The sequence below is a fragment of the Paenimyroides ummariense genome, assembly GCF_900115115.1.
In the GTDB taxonomy this organism is placed as follows: Bacteria; Bacteroidota; Bacteroidia; order Flavobacteriales; family Flavobacteriaceae; genus Flavobacterium; species Flavobacterium ummariense.
This window is the reverse complement of the sequence record NZ_FOVI01000007.1, coordinates 1-18,512: the sequence shown is the minus strand read 5'-3', so window position 1 is coordinate 18,512 and position 18,512 is coordinate 1. Positions and strand designations below refer to the sequence as shown.

Annotated in this window: 17 protein-coding genes; 9 read left to right on the top strand and 8 right to left on the bottom strand. The window is 33.1% G+C overall.

Annotated elements, in window-relative coordinates:
- The first annotated feature begins 48 nt into the window (after nt 1-48).
- Complete coding sequence (locus tag BM253_RS06660) at nt 49-1,443, top strand: Do family serine endopeptidase (protein WP_091521506.1); 1,395 nt, start codon at nt 49-51, stop codon at nt 1,441-1,443.
- Between the two features lie 120 nt (nt 1,444-1,563).
- On the opposite strand, the gene BM253_RS06655 is transcribed toward BM253_RS06660, so the two are convergent.
- Together BM253_RS06655 and BM253_RS06650 are read right to left on the bottom strand one after the other, a co-directional pair.
- The gene (locus BM253_RS06655; RefSeq protein ID WP_091521161.1) at nt 1,564-2,574 is read right to left on the bottom strand and encodes a T9SS type A sorting domain-containing protein; all 1,011 of its coding nucleotides are present in this window, start codon (nt 2,572-2,574) and stop codon (nt 1,564-1,566) included.
- Between the two features lie 211 nt (nt 2,575-2,785).
- On the bottom strand, nt 2,786-3,877 hold the full coding sequence (locus BM253_RS06650; RefSeq protein ID WP_091521157.1) for a hypothetical protein: 1,092 nt from the start codon (nt 3,875-3,877) through the stop codon (nt 2,786-2,788).
- Between the two features lie 284 nt (nt 3,878-4,161).
- Between BM253_RS06650 and BM253_RS06645 the strand changes: the two genes are divergently transcribed.
- The 3 genes from BM253_RS06645 (at nt 4,162) to BM253_RS06635 (ending at nt 7,983) form a co-directional block, all read left to right on the top strand.
- On the top strand, nt 4,162-5,607 hold the full coding sequence (locus tag BM253_RS06645) for a glyceraldehyde-3-phosphate dehydrogenase (protein WP_091521154.1): 1,446 nt from the start codon (nt 4,162-4,164) through the stop codon (nt 5,605-5,607).
- A 78-nt stretch (nt 5,608-5,685) separates the two neighbouring features.
- Nucleotides 5,686-6,243, top strand: a complete 558-nt coding sequence (locus BM253_RS06640; protein WP_091521151.1) for a thioredoxin family protein — start codon at nt 5,686-5,688, stop codon at nt 6,241-6,243.
- 201 nt (nt 6,244-6,444) lie between these two features.
- On the top strand, nt 6,445-7,983 hold the full coding sequence (locus BM253_RS06635) for an FMN-binding glutamate synthase family protein (protein WP_091521147.1): 1,539 nt from the start codon (nt 6,445-6,447) through the stop codon (nt 7,981-7,983).
- A 400-nt stretch (nt 7,984-8,383) separates the two neighbouring features.
- On the opposite strand, the gene BM253_RS06630 is transcribed toward BM253_RS06635, so the two are convergent.
- Together BM253_RS06630 and BM253_RS06625 are read right to left on the bottom strand one after the other, a co-directional pair.
- Nucleotides 8,384-8,590: a hypothetical protein gene (locus tag BM253_RS06630; RefSeq protein WP_143095600.1), complete on the bottom strand. Its 207-nt coding sequence runs from the start codon at nt 8,588-8,590 to the stop codon at nt 8,384-8,386.
- Between the two features lie 162 nt (nt 8,591-8,752).
- Entirely contained in the window at nt 8,753-9,370 is a 618-nt protein-coding gene (locus tag BM253_RS06625; protein WP_091521140.1) for a hypothetical protein, read from the bottom strand.
- A 238-nt stretch (nt 9,371-9,608) separates the two neighbouring features.
- Between BM253_RS06625 and BM253_RS06620 the strand changes: the two genes are divergently transcribed.
- On the top strand, nt 9,609-11,363 hold the full coding sequence (locus tag BM253_RS06620) for a helix-turn-helix domain-containing protein (RefSeq protein ID WP_177205743.1): 1,755 nt from the start codon (nt 9,609-9,611) through the stop codon (nt 11,361-11,363).
- Nucleotides 11,364-11,366: 3 nt separating this feature from the next.
- On the opposite strand, the gene BM253_RS06615 is transcribed toward BM253_RS06620, so the two are convergent.
- Both BM253_RS06615 and BM253_RS06610 read right to left on the bottom strand, forming a co-directional pair.
- Nucleotides 11,367-11,912: a hypothetical protein gene (locus tag BM253_RS06615; protein ID WP_091521133.1), complete on the bottom strand. Its 546-nt coding sequence runs from the start codon at nt 11,910-11,912 to the stop codon at nt 11,367-11,369.
- Between the two features lie 46 nt (nt 11,913-11,958).
- On the bottom strand, nt 11,959-12,891 hold the full coding sequence (locus BM253_RS06610) for a peptidylprolyl isomerase (RefSeq protein ID WP_091521130.1): 933 nt from the start codon (nt 12,889-12,891) through the stop codon (nt 11,959-11,961).
- Between the two features lie 115 nt (nt 12,892-13,006).
- Here BM253_RS06610 and trmD point away from each other — a divergent pair, with 115 nt between their 5' ends.
- The 3 genes from trmD to rplS all read left to right on the top strand — a co-directional run bounded on the left by trmD (nt 13,007) and on the right by rplS (nt 14,973).
- Nucleotides 13,007-13,687: a tRNA (guanosine(37)-N1)-methyltransferase TrmD gene (gene trmD / locus BM253_RS06605; RefSeq protein WP_091521126.1), complete on the top strand. Its 681-nt coding sequence runs from the start codon at nt 13,007-13,009 to the stop codon at nt 13,685-13,687.
- A gap of 26 nt (nt 13,688-13,713) precedes the next feature.
- Complete coding sequence (locus BM253_RS06600; protein ID WP_091521123.1) at nt 13,714-14,451, top strand: DUF4184 family protein; 738 nt, start codon at nt 13,714-13,716, stop codon at nt 14,449-14,451.
- 165 nt (nt 14,452-14,616) lie between these two features.
- Nucleotides 14,617-14,973 (top strand): 50S ribosomal protein L19, encoded by a 357-nt coding sequence (gene rplS, locus BM253_RS06595; RefSeq protein WP_091521120.1) that lies wholly within the window; start codon nt 14,617-14,619, stop codon nt 14,971-14,973.
- Between the two features lie 153 nt (nt 14,974-15,126).
- Here rplS and BM253_RS06590 read toward each other — a convergent pair whose 3' ends face one another.
- On the bottom strand, nt 15,127-15,831 hold the full coding sequence (locus tag BM253_RS06590; protein ID WP_091521117.1) for a DUF4369 domain-containing protein: 705 nt from the start codon (nt 15,829-15,831) through the stop codon (nt 15,127-15,129).
- Between the two features lies 1 nt (nt 15,832).
- Nucleotides 15,833-16,156: a YbaB/EbfC family nucleoid-associated protein gene (locus BM253_RS06585; protein ID WP_091521114.1), complete on the bottom strand. Its 324-nt coding sequence runs from the start codon at nt 16,154-16,156 to the stop codon at nt 15,833-15,835.
- A 134-nt stretch (nt 16,157-16,290) separates the two neighbouring features.
- On the opposite strand from BM253_RS06585, the gene BM253_RS06580 reads away from it, so the two are divergent.
- Nucleotides 16,291-18,354, top strand: coding sequence for a S9 family peptidase (locus BM253_RS06580; protein WP_091521505.1), 2,064 nt, complete (start codon nt 16,291-16,293; stop codon nt 18,352-18,354).
- The last annotated feature ends 158 nt before the right edge of the window (nt 18,355-18,512 follow it).

The following is an 18,512-nucleotide window of genomic DNA, read 5'->3' as shown; positions in this document are numbered from 1 at the left end:
AAACATATTTTAATTTTAATGTTAAATAAACAAACATTCTATTTAAACATGAAAAATATAGGAACTATTTTAGCAACATCGTTGTTAAGTGGTGTTGTAACTTTGGGATCGTACAAATTGTTTTTTGAAGAAGATTCTTTCTTAAACAATTCAAACACAATAACAACAAGCGCACCATTTAGAAATGTTGCAAATACAGCTTTTGAAGCACCGAATTTTAAATTGGCAGCCGAAAAAACCATACATGCGGTTGTGCACGTTAAAAATGTATCTTTTAGAAATGCGCCGCGAAACCCGATTATGGAATATTTTTACGGATACCAAGGCGGAAATAAAACCTACGCACAAGTTGGTACAGGTTCGGGCGTAATTATTTCTGAAGACGGATACATTGTAACCAACAACCACGTGATTCAAAACGCAAATGAACTGGAAATAACGTTGAACGACAACCGTACTTTTAAAGCGAAGTTGATTGGAACTGATTCTAAAATGGATATTGCACTTTTAAAAATTGATACCAACGAAAAACTGCCTTTTGCTGCTTTTGCCGATTCTGATGCCATTAGTGTAGGCGATTGGGTTTTGGCTGTGGGGAATCCGTATAATTTAACATCGACCGTTACTGCCGGAATTGTATCTGCCAAGGCACGGAATTTATCAGAAAACGGAATTCAATCGTTTATACAAACCGATGCTGCTGTGAACCCGGGAAACTCGGGCGGTGCATTGGTAAACGGCAACGGCGATTTAATTGGTATTAATACCATGATATCTTCTGCAACGGGATCTTATGTTGGTTATTCGTTTGCTATTCCTTCAAACATGGCTCGGAAAATTGTGAACGATTTAATGGAATACGGAAAAGTACAGCAGGGAATTTTGGGCGTTCAGGGTTACGAAATAAACAGTCAGGTTGCTGCCGAAAACAAATTGAATTTTAAACAAGGATTTTACGTAGAAAGCGTTACAAAAAATTCGGGTGCCGAACAAGCCGGGCTTAAAAAAGGAGATATTATTTATAAGATTGATAACAAAGGAATTAATTCGTTTTTAGATTTAAACAGCATTATTGCAACCAAACGTCCGAACGATGAAGTAAAAGTTTCTTTAAAACGAAATAATAAAGACGAAGAATTTTTGGTTAGATTAAGTAAAAAAGAAATTGCCCAAGTTCAGTTTAACGGTTTTGAAATCGAAAATTTATCGCCAACAGAACAAAAAGCGTTAGGTATAAATTATGGCGTAAAAATCAACGGAATTTCTAACGAACGTTATAAACCTTACGAAGGCGAATTAAAAAACTCCATTATATTGGCAGTGAACGGATCTAAAATTGAAAATACCGAACATGCAAACGAAATTTTATCAAAACTAAATCAGCAACAGCTTCGTATTGATTTAATTACGCCAAAAGGCGAACGATTGCGACTGATATTATAAATTCAATACTTTCAACTACACTGTTGAACTAATTTTAAATCATACAACAACTAAAAAATCGTCTTTAATCATTACAAGACGATTTTTAGTATTTTTTAATAAACACGGTTTTATATAAATTTACTTTTTAACAATTTTCTTCACAGCAATACCTTTATCGGTTTTTATTTGTAACAAATACGAACCACTCGCCAGATTTTCTACATTCAACTGTACTTGGTTTACGTTACTAAAACTATGTGTTTTTACACTTTTACCGCTTATATCAAAAACCTGTATTTGCTCTATGTTAATGCTTTCATTGTTGGTTACTGTAACTACATCATTCATAGGGTTAGGAAAAACGTTGAATTTAGAAGAAATAAAATCTTGTGTGCTTAATGGAACCGTATCAACCGCCGAAATAATTAGATTATCAAACTTGTGAACAGCCTGTACTGATGCTATTGTTTCTACTATTAACCGTGTTTCTGAAAAATTAGATGAAGAAAACCACCCCGAAGTACCACTTACTCCCAAAGAGGGAATTGTAAAATACGATATTTGGTTAGCATAATCTAAATATAATTCAAATTTTAACCAGGTATTTCTTGGAACAGCAGTATTTTGCAAGATATCACGCACTCCATGGGGCGGTGGCGTACAAGTACTACAAGAAACTCGAATTAAATTTGGAGCATTTGCATAATATATTATCAATGGTACAGTACCGCCAACAAAACCCAATTGATTCCAGAATGAATTTGAATTAGAAGAAAATACAATATTTCCGGTAAAAAAATCGTATTCTATTTTTAAAACATTGTTTCCTGCAGTTCTATTATTCCATAATAACCCTAAATTTTTTAGCGTTATAACATTACGTCCCCCAGAAACACCAGGACCTGTTACTTGCAGTACATTTCCCCTGCCGGATTCTACTATAATTTTAAAATCGTTATTGCCTGTATATGGAGTAGGGTTAGTATGTGAAGTTGTGTACCACCCGCCTTTTCCCGGTACAGTACCGGTGTCGTCTGTACCAACATTGCCAATGGTAAGGTTGTTAAAATCTTCACTGTATAACACTTGTGCATAAGTTAGCTGCGTTATACATAAAATTGTTAAAATAAACAGTATGTTTGTTCTCATAGCTTTTTTTTATTAGTATTAAAACTTGTATTTAATAATACAAACCACAGATACAATTTTTCTTGTTATTGTAACAGGGTATTTCTGTTAAAAAAACTACTTTGTATCTGTGGCAAAAATAAATTTTAGGTATCAATACATATTTTTTTCATATACTGTACTACATGTTATATTTAATTATTTTTGATACCAACCAAAAAAATATTTTAGTTTAATTTGGACCTACTATTAACATAGGACCCGATGTTCGCCATAAATGACTGCCAATTGGGATTCCCACAGTAACTTTCCAATTATTTATACCACCATAACTAAATATTTCAGTATCGGGATACACTTGATCAATAACAACTTCACGTGAATTACATATATAATTAGGGTTAGGATTACCATTAGAATCACTAACCGGGTATGGTGCTACCCATTGTGTTTCATTTGGGGCACCCGGAGTTTGGTTAAGGTAATAATAGACGTTACCACCGTGCGGAGTATTTGATGCATATCCTGGTATTTGGATGTAATTTTGGTACATATTGTCTAAAGACTCATTTCTATATTGTACATAATAGGTACCGTAAGGTGCTCCGGATGCTCTTTCGGTAATACGTACTTCATAATAAAATACTTTACCGTATTTCATAAGTAAGTCTTGCTCTTGTGGTGTTGCAGAACTAAAACTGAACACTTTGTCCAGGTTATTATACCCGCTTGGATGCTTATTTACGGCATTTACCAATAGATGTTCATCTGTGGTAGTTGCCGGATCTGAAGCGATTGTTAATTCAGATTCATCTATATTCGATCCATCTAATATAATAGCATCACCTGCAATGAAATTTCCTACTTCTTGATTATGGGCATACAAGTTAGGATAATTTCCATTATTTAAATTAGCTACAATCCCCGTACCACCCGTTTGCAGTGCCAAATATAAATCCGTGTAATTACCGTCATCATTATCATCAAAATAAGCTAACCCTACCCAAGGTATTATTTCCAGTTTTAAAGGGCTGGTGTGCCCGCCACCGCCTCTGTTAGAAAAGGTGTAAACGGGCGTAAAAGGATCATTTCTAAACCAGATATCCCAAGGTGATTGGTAACCCGCACCTGGGTTGATAAATGGACTTCCGCCTAAATCAATCCACCCGGGGTTCTCATCTTCAAAACTGTTGGTTTGCATACCGCTGTTGTCTGCGTTTTGACCATTTGTTGGATCATTTTGATTATCAATTTCATCATAAATGTCACCGCTACATGCTGTAAGTGTACACAATGTAGCAAATAATAATACTTTTTTAAACATATTGTGAATTTAAAAGGTTAATAATGAAGCTAATATAATTAAAAAATCATAATTAACAAAATATTTTGTTAATTATTTAAAATAAATTAAAACCAAAACTAAACCAGCAACAGCTTCGTATTGATTTAATTACGCCAAAAGGCGAACGATTGCGACTAATTTTATAAACTAAAGAAAAGTAGATTTTTAATTAAAATCTACTTTTTTAATTATATGTGCTTGTATATCATAAATTTTAATATTTTTGTACAACTTTTTAAATTACAACACAATTTATACCCCAAATGGAAAATAATTTATACGAAAAAGAATTGGCTTTCCAAGCAGACAGAAGAAAAGCTTGCGTAGAGTTTATTAAAATCGTTAATGATTTATGGTACGATAAATCGATAGAATTGGTATTATTTAGAAACCAATTGATTGACCGTAGCGTGAGCGACATTATTAATTTACACGAATACGCTGCAAAATTTGTTGAAAAACCAATCAATATTTTTGACACGGTTGAAATTGCTCGTGCTATTTTAACTGCAGATTTACCACCGGCACGTATCGATATTGGTAAATTAACGTATGAATTCCATTTAGAAGACAACAAATACAATGATTCTTTATCTTTTGTTGTTGATAAATTAAAAGATGCTAAAGAAAACAAAGGCATTCAACCAAAAGATGTTGTTTTATACGGATTTGGTCGTATTGGTCGTTTATTGGCGCGCGAATTAATGGCTAAAATTGGTAAAGGACAACAATTACGTTTAAAAGCAATTGTTACGCGTGATAAAAACGATGAAGCTTCATTAGAAAAACGTGCTTCTTTATTACGTTTAGATTCAATTCACGGCGATTTTGAAGGATCTGTTGGAATTGATGTAGAAAGCGAATCTTTAATCATTAACGGTTCAGCCGTTCGTATGATTTCTGCAGCGCAACCAGAAGATATCGACTATACTCAATACGGAATTAACGACGCTTTGGTTATTGATAACACAGGTGTTTTTAAAGATGAAGCAGCTTTATCGCGTCACTTAAAATCAAAAGGTGCAACAAAAGTTTTATTAACTGCGCCAGGTAAAGGTGTTCCAAATGTTGTTTATGGTGTAAATCATGACGATTATAACATTGATGAAACTCCGATTTGGTCTGCAGCATCTTGTACAACAAACGCTATTACGCCGATTTTAGCTGTTGTTGAAGAAGAATTAGGTGTTGTAAAAGGACATTTAGAAACAATCCACGCATATACAAACGACCAAAATTTGGTTGATAACATGCACAAAAAATACCGCCGTGGTAGAGCAGCAGCTTTAAACATGGTAATTACCGAAACCGGTGCGGGTTCTGCAGTTGCAAAAGCATTACCAAGTTTGGCTGGTAAATTAACATCAAACGCTATTCGTGTTCCTGTTCCAAACGGTTCATTAGTTGTATTGAATTTAGAAGTTGGTAAACAAACTTCTATTGAAGATTTAAACAGAATGATGAAACAATACGCTTTAGAAGGTGAACTGGTAGAACAAATTAAATACTCGTTAAACAACGAATTGGTATCTTCTGATATCGTTGGAACATCAGCTCCAGCAATCTACGATTCTAATGCTACAATTGTTTCTGCCGATGGTAAAAACATTGTATTATACATTTGGTACGATAACGAATATGGTTACAGCCACCAAGTTATCCGCTTAGCAAAACACATTGCTAAAGTACGCAGATACATTTATTATTAGTAGATACATAACATATTTTGAAAGCCAGCTTTTTACAGTTGGCTTTTTTATTTTACATTAGCATAAAACTCAAACAAAATGGCTCGTACACCATCAAACATGTTAGCGCTTGACACCATAGCACCCGATTTTTTTCTGCCCGATACTAACAGTAACGAATGGAAATCGTTTAATGATGTAAAAGGAAATCACGGAACTGTGGTTATGTTTATTTGCAACCACTGTCCTTTTGTACTGCATGTTATTGAAGAAATTATCCGTGTTGCAAATGATTATCGAGTTCAAGGAATTGGTTTTGTGGCAATATCAAGCAATGATGTCTTGAACTATCCGGAAGATGCACCTGATAAAATGACCGAATTTGCGTTCAACAATAAATTCAGTTTTCCTTATCTGTATGATGAATCCCAAGAAACTGCTAAAAAGTACGATGCTGCCTGTACACCCGATTTTTATTTATTCAATGCACAAAACAAGCTGGTTTATCGCGGACAGTTAGATGATTCACGCCCAAAAAACGGCATTCCAACCAACGGAAATGATTTACGCGGTGCCATTGATTCTTTATTATACAATCGGAGTGTTAATCCTTTGCAAAAACCGAGTATCGGTTGCAATATAAAGTGGAAAAATTAGTTTTAAAATCAAAATGTTTATTACCTTTGCGAACACTATTTTTCTTAATCTGATATAAAAGAAAGATATTTTTTAAATAAAAAACAAATTAGCTGTTTCAACATAGTTTAAAATTGTTGTTTAAATAAATATCTATAGAATAAGTAATAGTTCAAACAAAAAATTTAATAAACAACAACAAATTTTTGCATTTAAAAACCTATGTTACACCAAAAATTTTTAAATCGTTTTGTAATTAGGCAAGTTATCTGGGCTTTTATAATTACCTATTTAATTGTAGCATTATATTTAGTTTTTTTAAGAGATTGGAGCTTTTTAACGCTAATACTTCCTGTAATATTATTTTATTTAGCTTTTAAAGATGCTTTTCAAACAAAACATACCATTCGTAAAAACTACCCTATTATTGGGCGTTTACGTTATATTTTAGAAGAAATTCGTCCGGAATTACGTCAATATTTCTGGGAAGGCGAATTAGATGGTAAACCTTTTAACCGTCGCGAACGTTCTATTGTTTACCAACGTGCTAAAAACGAGAAACAAACGGTTTCTTTTGGTATGCAAGATGATCCTAACCGTATTGGTTACGAATGGGCTTCACACTCGGTTTATCCAAAAATAATTTCCGATTTTAACTTTCGTACTTTAATTGGTAACGAACAATGTTCACAACCATACAGCGCAAGCATTTACAATATTAGTGCTATGAGTTACGGTGCGTTAAGTAAAAAAGCGATTATTTCATTAAACAAGGGTGCTAAATTAGGTGGATTTGCTCATAATACGGGCGAAGGTGGAATTTCGCCTTACCACAGATCGGGCGGAGATTTGATCTGGCAGATTGGTACAGGATATTTTGGATGTAGAGATGAACACGGATTTTTTAACGATGCGTTGTTTGCAGAAAGATCTCAGTATCCAGATGTAAAAATGATCGAATTAAAACTTTCTCAAGGTGCAAAACCTGGTCACGGTGGATTATTACCAGCAGAAAAAAATACTTTAGAGGTATCTAAAATACGTAACGTAAAACCGTTTACAACCGTTCACTCGCCATCATCGCACTCTGCTTTCAGTAATGCTAACGAATTGGCGCAGTTTATAGGAAAACTACGTACTTTAAGTGGTGGAAAACCTGTTGGTTTTAAAATTTGTATTGGTAGAAAAGACGAATTTGTAGATATTATTAAAGCTTTCAGCGAATCTGGTATTTACCCTGATTTTATTACAATTGATGGTGCCGAAGGAGGTACAGGTGCTGCTCCTTTAGAATTTATCGATTATATGGGTATGGCATTAGGTGATGCTTTGGTATTTGCTAACAAAATTTTAAAACAATACGATCTTCGTAAAAACATAAAAATCATTGCTGCCGGAAAAGTAATTTCTGCTTTTGATTTGGCTAAAAACATGGCATTGGGTGCCGATGCTTGTTACAGTGCTCGCGGAATGATGTTTGCTTTAGGATGCATTCAGGCACTACAATGCGACAGCGGTCACTGTCCTGTTGGTATTGCAACGCAAGATCCGTTACTTTATGAAGGTATGGATATTACAGATAAATCGGTACGTGTGGCAACCTTCCATAAAAATACCATGAAAGCCTTTGGTGAATTTATCGGTGCTTGTGGTTTCTCTAAACCAAACGAGGTTAGCCCGGAAGTTTTCCATAAACGTATAGAACACGGTAAAAACATGTCGTTCGCTGAAATGTATTTTAAAGACGTTCCTGCTAATTAATTAGAAAAGAAAAAACGGAAGCTAAAAAGCTTCCGTTTTTTTATGGTCTATTTTCTTTTAATCTAATCAAAAAACACACGGAATAAATATCTAACTACATTCTTCTTAATAAATAAAAACCACACGCAATAAAACAATACACGTGTGGTTTTTAGGAATTTAAGTAAACATAAGGTTTTATAAGATGAGCTTTTAAATTTGTACTTTACTTATAAAAAACCACACGTGATAAACTAACAACGCACGTGTGGATTTTTGGGGGATTTAAGCAAACATAAGTCTTATTAAATGTACTCTAAGTGGTACTTGCTTATAAAAACCACATTGAAAACTAACAACATATCTGTGGCTTTTAGGGGGGATTAAGCATAAATAAGGTCTTAAATTTTTTATATTTTAATTAATTAATCTTTTTACGAATATGCTGCTTTAAATTAACTACTTCGTCTTCTAAAGCATTCACTATCTTTTCTAACTTAGAAATAATCTTTGTAACATCACTACTTGTAATATTACAGCCTGAAACCGATATTATACCTTCAGCAGAATATTTTTTTGTTCTAACTGTTTTTTCAGCATGTTTATTTGAATCATTCTCTAACATCATAATTGCGCCTGTTGAATTAATTGATGCTTATTTACTGTAAATCTATTTATTAGAATAATCTTGAGAAAAATATTCCCTAATAACTTTTTTAAAAACCCACACACAGTTTCACGCTGTGTGTGGAAAATTGGGCAAATTAGGTGACTTTCTTTTCTTATATTTTTAATTATTAATTTTTAATAAGGCAACATTAAAAACAGCATTAGCACTACTCTTTTCAAATCCTAATGTTGCCGCAACAATTCTTCTTCTTTTCCAATCAAAATCATTACCATCAAGATCATTTAAAGAATTAACAGTAAAAATTAATAGATTCTTTTCGTTCAAACTTAATTGTTCATCTACACTTATAGAATATAATAAATCATTTAGATTGTTTTCATATTGCAAAGTTGAATTGAAATAAGTTTTTACCCTTTGAGAAACTTTTAAGTTATTATACTCTAAATCGTAATTAAAAAGAAACTTTTTTACTTCTACTTCAGTTGGCACATTAAAATCGGCAGGTTTAATTTCGGCAAACTTTGCATTTTCATTAGATACCTTTTCTAACAACGCTATTTTTTGCGACAATGTGTTATTAGAATTTGCACCGTAAGCTAACTTATAAGTTGTTACTAATTCTGTAACAATATTGTTTAAATTAATACTAACAGAATTTGTAGTTTTGTTAGAAATTACGTTAGCTTGATCTTCTTGTTTTGGAGTAGACTCATCAAAATCATTTGTACATGAAAGCATCAGCATTGGAATCGATAAAAGTAAGTAACATTTTTTCATAATGATCAAAATAAATTTTAGATAGATATAACACATTTATGTTACTTCAAAGCTACAGGTAAGTATGGAAATATGCAAAATGTTGTGGTGCAGATTGATCAATTCGTACCAAAAAAAAACGTAAACAACTAATAATCAGCGATTATTTTTTTTAGGCAGTGTGTATTTAAAATCGTAAATTGCACTATAATGATATGTATAAATGGCAAGGATTTATATTTTTTTAAGCATCTTTTTGATGTTTTTTGTTGCAAATAGTCAATCCTCTTTAAAATTTAATGAGGATAATTTTACATTAAGCCAGCTACATGATTCATTAGAACATAAGAATATTGCTAGCAAAGAGTATCTGTCTTTTCTAACAATATATTTACAAAAAGCAAAACAACTAAACAGTAATACGCATTTATTTGAAGCATACAATAAGCTTTACGGCATCGCTCATTCATCAAAAAATATTCACGCCTATGCAGATAGCCTGTTATCTGTTTCAAAAGAATTGCCAAAAAAATATTATATACGGGCTTTACAATCAAAAGCCACAGCTTTTTACTTTGAAAAAGACTACATTAATTCCCTTGCTTTTGAATTAAAAATTCTGAACACAATTGACAAAGCGGCAGACTCTTATTCCTATTATAAAAGTATGTATAATATTGGTTTGGTATATTTTCATATACAAGAATATGAAAAAGCGTATAGCCATTTTAATCAGGCACGCACTTATTTTGAAAAGGAATCAACATACGATCATATCCAAGGTTATTTCAATTCACTATATCGTGAAGCTTTTACTTTATATTATTTAAAAAGAATTGAAGAAAGCTCAGGTCTTATAAATATTGGATTAAGTAAACAGAATTTATTAAAAGCTGACGATCAAAAATTTAATGCTCTGTATTTTAATTATATATTAGGTCTAAATCTTTTTCAAGAAAAACAATTTCAAAAAAGCATTGACCTCCTTAAAGCGAATGTTTCTACCATAGCTGCAAATGATGATTTTGCTAATGAAGCTACGATATATTATTACATAGCATTAAACTATTGGAATTTAAACAACAAAGAGCAAGCTGTTGTTTTCTTTAAAAAAATTGATACTATATTTAAGAATCACAATTATAGTAATCCTGAAATTAAAGACGCTTATACTTATTTAATAAACCATTATAGAGAACAGAACGATGTAAAAGAAGAACTTCATTACACCAATCAATTATTAGATGTAATGAAGTATTTACAGATAGAATACAAACAACTTGCTGGAACTCTACATAATACTATTGATGTAAAAACCTTAATAAGTGATAAGGAAAGATTGGAGAATGATCTAAACAACAAAAGTCTTTATAACCGCTATTTCACAATAATAGGAATTGGTATTGCACTTTGCCTAATTATAATTACAATCTACAATTATAGAAAAAGAAAAGAATTCTTAAAAAATTATAACGACCTTTTAAAACAACGTGAACCTTTGCCCATTCAAGAAAGTACAGACGAAAGTTACCCGATTGTTTCAAATTCTATAAACCCGTTGGCTATTAATATTGATGAGTGGGGAAAATACATTTTACCTGTTGTAAACGACGTAAAGGATACTACGCCTGTTGATGACAAAGTTTTAAAGGAATTAATAAAACATTTAAACGCTTTCGAGAAGAATCATTTGTTCTTAAATAAGGATATTACCCTGAATGATCTTGCAAATCAATGGAATACCAATCGAACGTACTTATCGCAATTTATTAATTCGTATAAAGAAAAATCTTTTATAGATTATTTAAACGGCTTACGTATTACGTACTTTCTAGATAAGGTTGATACCGACAAAAAATGGTCTAAATACAAAATACAGGCTATTGCAGATCAGTTAGGTTTTTCAAGTGCCCGCAGTTTTTCAAGCGCGTTTATGAAAAGTACCGGCATGTCGCCATCATTTTATCTGCAACAAGTAAATTTAGAGAAGGACAAAGAAGTGGTTTCTACTTAAAGTTTACTGTTTTTCTAAAATAATATCGATAGGTTTGTTCATGCGGCGACCAAACTGCATGGCTTTTTGTTTTTCTTCAGAAGTACAAAGAATATACATATTATAAGGAGCCAATTGCATGGTAAACGTTTTAAAATGTCCGCCGTTTTCTTCGCCATCTATATCTTCGATCTTTAGGTAAAAATCTTCGGCATTAAAAGTATTGGTAACGGTTACTAAATAATGATCTTCGGCAAAATAATAAAACCATTTTCCTTCATCGAACCCTTCAATTTTTTTATTGTTTGAATCGATCTTATAATTTCGAACAAAATTCAGAGGCTGATTGTTGTTTTTCCAGCTTAACTTAAAATCTTTATTAATTACTTCGTTACCGGCTTCGTCGCAAATCGTCATTTTTAAACCATTTATGGTTTGAGTTTTACCATCTTCATGAGGTTTAACAACGATATAACTTGTAAAATCGTAACCACAATGAATGGCATCGCCAATTTGTGCACTTGCGGCAGTTACAGTTAATAACGAAATAATCGAATACAATTTCTTCATAGCACAAAAATAAAAATACCTCTTAAAATAAGAGGCATTTTCAATATTATTTAACGTCTACTAATTCAACATCGAAAATTAAGGTTGCGTTTGGTGGAATCACTCCACCTGCACCTTGCGAACCGTAACCCAAATGCGATGGAATTACAAAACGAGCTTTATCACCAACGTTCAACAACATAATTCCTTCATCCCAGCCTTCGATAACCTGACCAACACCTACATTAAATTCAATTGGTTGTTTGCGTTTGTACGAATCATCAAAAACTTGTCCGTTAGTTAACTGTCCTTTATAATGAACCGCCACTTTACTCCCTTTCGCAGCTTGTTTACCCGATCCTCTTTGAATGTATTGGTAACGTAAACCACTATCGGTTTTTTGAAAACCTGCTGCAATTTTATCTAATTCTGCTTCTATTTTAGCTTTTTCGTCGGCTAATCTTTTAGTGCGCGATCCTTCAAAAGTTCTAAATGCTTCAACTGCATTCCATTTCTGTGCTTCATCACCCACACGGATAATTTCAACTTTATCCATTTTATCGCCCGGTTCTACAGCATCAACTACATCTTGCCCTTCAACTACATGTCCAAAAACGGTATGATTGTTATCTAACCAAGGCGTTGCAATGTGTGTGATGAAAAACTGAGATCCATTTGTACCTTTTCCAGCATTTGCCATAGAAAGAATTCCCGGTTTATCATGTTTTAATTCCGGATGAAACTCATCATCAAACTTATAACCCGGACCGCCAGAACCTGTTCCTGTTGGATCTCCACCTTGAATCATAAAATCGTTAATCACTCTGTGAAAAGTTAAACCGTCGTAATAAGGTTTTCCTTGTGGACGCGCTTTGTTTTCTAAAGTACCTTCGGCTAAAGCAACAAAGTTACCTACTGTACCCGGAGTTTTATCGTGAGTTAATTTTATTACTATTTCACCTTTTGGTGTTTTAAATTTTGCGTAAATACCGTTTTCCATAATAATCTTAAAAAATAAGATACAAATATAAGGTTATTTCTTTTTATGGATCTTAAAATAACTATAAAGCTGTTTTGCTAAAAAGAAAGTGTAATTTTGCAGCAAATATTTTTTTATGCGTATTGATATTATAACTGTTTTACCCGAATTGATTAAAAGTCCGTTTGAAGCATCGATTTTAAAAAGAGCCATTGCCAAAGGTTTGGTGGAAGTTCATTTTCACAATTTAAGAGATTACAGTACCAATAAGCATAGAAATGTTGACGATTACCAGTTTGGAGGCGGTGCAGGAATGGTTATGAGTATTGAACCGATTGATAAATGTATTACCAAACTGAAAGCTGAACGCACTTACGACGAAATAATCTACATGACACCCGATGGCGAAACGCTGAACCAGCAAATTGCCAACAGTATGTCTATGGTTGAAAATATTATTATTCTTTGCGGGCATTACAAAGGGGTTGATCAGCGTGTGCGCGATCATTTTATTACCAGAGAAATTTCTATTGGCGATTATGTGCTTTCGGGCGGTGAATTGGGAGCTGCCGTTTTGTGTGATACGATTATTAGATTGATTCCAGGAGTTTTATCGAACGAAACCTCTGCCCTAACCGACAGTTTTCAGGATAATTTACTGGCTCCGCCAATTTACACACGTCCGGCTGAATACAACGGTTGGAAAGTTCCTGATATTTTGTTGAGTGGAAATTTCCCTGAAATTGAAAAATGGCGCGAAGAAAAAGCCTACGAACACACACAAAACCGCAGACCCGATTTGTTAGATAGAGAATAGTAATTTTAAAGATTAATGATCTAAAAATGCCTTTTACATTTTCGCATCCAGCAATAATTTTACCACTAACTTATTTGCCTAAACGATGGTTTTCGTTAACTGGGCTTATAATTGGAAGTTTAATGCCTGATTTTGAATACTTCTTAAGAATGAAGATAAAGAGTGATTTTAGTCATACTTTAGAAGGTGTTTTTTTGTTTGATTTACCTTTAGGAATACTAACTGCTTTCATTTTTCACAACATTGTGCGAAATAATTTGTTTGATAATTTACCGATTTTTTTAAAATCACGCCTTGTAATATTCAAAGATTTCAATTGGAATATCTATTTTAAAAAGAATTGGCTAATTGTTATTTTTTCTATAATTATTGGAACTTTCTCTCATATTTTATGGGATAGTTTTACTCATGATACAGGATATTTTGTACAAAAAATTGAAATTCTAAATCAATCAGTTGATTTGTTTGATAAGCAGATTCCTATTCTAAAAATTCTTCAACATTCGAGTACCTTTTTTGGTGCAGTTGTAATAGTTTTCTCTTTATACAAACTTCCCAAATACCAAGTATACAGTAAAAGTATCAACTTAAATTACTGGTTCGCATTTTTTATATTTTTTATTATATTGCTTTCAACTTTTTTAGTTACAACATCTGCAAAATTTGCCATCGGAAATTTAATAGTTTCAATAATTTCCAAAAGTATGATAGCGTTAATATTAACATCACTACTAGTAAAAACAAAACCCAAAAAATTTATTTAGTACAAAAAACTCATTCACAACAACTTACAATCATATCTTTACAATATATTTCGTAAATTATTTTTGTTTTGAATAAATAAAATTTCTTATATTTGCCCCACTTTTGGATCAACCTCTGGCGAAAACCGTGCATGTTGGTTTGAATTAACTTAAAAAATTTATACAATGTCTTTAGATTTAGTAAAGTTCGTACAAGACGAGTTTGTTACAAAAAAAGATTTCCCAGAATTTAAAGCGGGTGATACTATTACAGTTTACTACGAAATTAAAGAGGGTGAAAAAACAAGAACGCAGTTCTTTAAAGGTGTAGTAATTCAAAGAAGAGGATCTGGCGCTACTGAAACTTTTACAATTCGTAAAATGTCTGGTAACGTTGGTGTTGAGCGTATTTTCCCAATGAACATGCCAGCTTTACAAAAAGTTGAATTGAACCAAAGAGGTAAAGTTCGTAGAGCACGTATTTTCTACTTTAGAGAACTTACAGGTAAAAAAGCTAAAATTAAAGAATTACGTCGTAAGTAATCTTTTAATTAAGAACATAAAAAACACCATTCGTTTGAATGGTGTTTTTTGTTTTATAACTGTTTTAGAATTTTATTTTCTATTTAACCACAGATTTCACAGATTCAAAAATGTCACTTTACATTATACAACTATACTTTGTACAATCTAAAGCTACTGCTTCTTAATCAATTCCAAATAATTTTTAAGAATAACGCCGTATTTACTTTTTGAAACTTCGGGTGACAGGTTTTTATAAATAGTATCTAAATGTTTACTGTTTGTTGGTGCAACATCGGTTAGTGTTATATAAGGCGCCACCTGGTTTTTACCGTTTTTCAAAGCAAAATTAACTGCGTTTAAATAACTCATTCTGGCACTTCGGTTCAAAACATTTTCTAAACTATCGGCTTTAACAGTTTGCTGGTTTTGTTGTGCCAAAATAATAGATCGAACCAAATCGGTTTGTTTGTTGGTAAAAACAGTTTTGGTTTTTAAGTATTTGGCGTATAAATCTTGATTTTTAGATCCTTCGATTACCGCGCCACCCGAAAAATTATCTAACGAACTATTGATTTTTAAATTTCCCGGTTCGGCAAAAAACAAAATCAGATTATCCATAGACTGTGACGTTCCTCGATTCAATCCTAAATACAAAACTTCGGGTTCATTCAAATCAAAACCGGTTTCAAAAGTCGATTTTCCTTTTAAAACAATACTGTCTAACGTAATTAGCGTACTGTCTTTCAACTGCTGAATGTATAACGTACCTTGTTTTAACCCTTTAATTTCGCCGGTAATCTGTGTATTTCCAGATTTTTTGTCGCTACACGAAACCATTGCAGCAACACCCATAAATAGTATAAATAACTTTTTCATACTATTTAAATAAATCCATTCCCGGAATATTCGGCATACCGTCTTTTGCAGCAGCAGCCAATTCGGCTTCGTTAATTGCTCCCGCTTTTTCCAACGCCTTATTCAACGTTAAAATCAAATAATCTTCTAATTGCTCTTTATCGTTCAATAACTCATCGTTAATATCAATCGTTCTAATTTGTCGGTTTGCGGTAACAGTAACTTTCAATAATCCGTCGGCAGACTGTTCATCAATCAACACATTATTCAAACGTTGCTTTGTTTCTTCCACTTTTTTCTGGGCTTCCTGTAATTTTCCCATCATACCCATTAAATCTCCAAACATATCTTAAATTTTATATTTATTACAAAAGTATTAAATTCAACCAAAATCACTAACTAATAATTATGAAACCTACAAATACTTTTATGCTGGCTTTTTGTAGTATTTTTGCAGCTGCATGTTCAACAAAAAATAAAATGAATAACACTATAAAAGAACCAATTGCCAAGATAAAACCTACGAATTTAGAGAAACACGGCGATGTTCGTACCGATAATTACTATTGGTTAAACCAGCGCGAAGACCAAGAAGTTATTGCGTATATTGAAGAAGAAAACAAGTATTACAACGAAGTAACGGCACATACGAAAGATTTTCAGAAAGATTTATTCGAGGAAATGAAAAGTCGAATTAAAGAAGATGATACATCGGTTCCTTATTTTAACAACGGTTACTGGTACATTACCCGATTTGAAAAAGGTAAAGACTACCCTATTTATTCGCGTAAAAAAGGAACTTTAGATGCCCCCGAAGAAATTATGTTCGATTGTAACGAATTGGCAAAAGATCACGCTTATTTTCAGTTGGGCGGTTTAAACATTAGCGACGATAATAAGTTTGCAGCTTTTGGTGTTGATACGGTTTCGCGCCGTGAATACACCATACAGATTAAAAATTTGGAAACAGGCGAAATTATGCCGACAAAGATTGAAAAAACAACGGGAGGAAGTACTTGGGCTGCCGATAACAAATCGTTGTTTTATTCTCGTAAAGACGAACAAACACTTCGTGCCGATCGTATTTTTAAACATACTTTAGGAAACGATGTGGCACAAGACGAATTGATTTTTAACGAGAAAGACGAAACTTTTTCTACTTATATCTATCGATCTAAATCGCGCAAATATTTAATTATTGGGTCTGAAAGTACCATGACTTCTGAATATCAGATTTTAGAAGCATCGAACCCAGACGGAAAATTCAGTGTTTTTCAGAAACGTACCCGCGGTTTGGAATATTCGGTTTCGCATTACAACGACCATTTTTACATTGTTACCAATAAAGATAAAGCCACTAATTTTAAGTTGATGATTACGCCCGAAACGGCTACAACTAAAGAAAATTGGAAGGATTTAATTCCGCATCGTGAAGATGTCTTGTTGGAAGGAATTGATATTTTTAAAGATTATTTAGTGGTTTCGGAACGATTCAACGGTTTGTCGCACATTAAAATTCAACCTTGGCAAAATCCAGATCAGGCGTATTATCTGCCTTTCGAAAACGAAACTTTTACAGCTTACACTACAACCAATTTAGATTTCGATACCGAAATTCTTCGTTACGGTTATCAATCAATGGCAACGCCTTCATCAGTAATCGATTTTAACATGCGTACCAAAGAAAAAACGGTTAAAAAAGAGCAGGAAGTTTTAGGAGGAAAATTCAACAAAGAAAATTATATCGAAGAACGTGTTTGGGCAACGGCAACCGATGGAACTAAAATTCCGATTTCGTTGGTTTATAAAAAAGATTTGAAGAAAGACGGCTCAAATCCGTTGCTTCAATACGCTTATGGTTCGTACGGTTCAACTATGGAGCCTTATTTTTCTACCGTTCGTTTAAGTTTGTTAGACCGTGGATTTATTTATGCCATTGCACATATTCGCGGTGGCGAAGATTTGGGTCGCGAATGGTATGAAAACGGAAAATTGCTTAAAAAGAAAAACACCTTTACCGATTATATTGATTGTTCGAAGTTTTTGATCGATCAAAAATACACTTCACCTCAACATTTGTATGCCGAAGGCGGCTCTGCAGGTGGTTTGTTAATGGGTGTTGTTTTAAACGATGCACCTGAATTGTACAACGGCGTTATTGCACAAGTTCCGTTTGTTGATGTGGTTACCACGATGTTAGATGATTCAATTCCGTTGACTACTGGGGAATACGATGAATGGGGAAATCCGAACGAAAAAGAATATTACGATTACATGAAATCGTATTCGCCTTACGATAACGTGAAAGCGCAAGATTATCCTAACTTGTATATTTCGACAGGTTTTCATGATTCGCAAGTGCAATATTGGGAACCTGCAAAATGGGTCGCGAAGCTGCGTGCATTGCGTACAAACAAAAACTTATTACTTTTAGATACCAATATGGATGCCGGTCACGGTGGTGCATCAGGACGTTTTGAAGCACTGAAAGAAGTAGCCAAAGAATTTGCCTTTTTGTTAGATTTGGAAGGAATTAAGAAGTAAAATTCATTTCAATTTATAGAAAGAAGGTGTCTAAAAAGGTCACCTTCTTTTGTTTATAACGAATTTTTTATAATATCTATTTTTATTAAGCAGCGAGAAGTTCAAGACTTCTCATTTGTTTGATTTTAGTGTCCACACCAGATTTGCAACTAATTTTT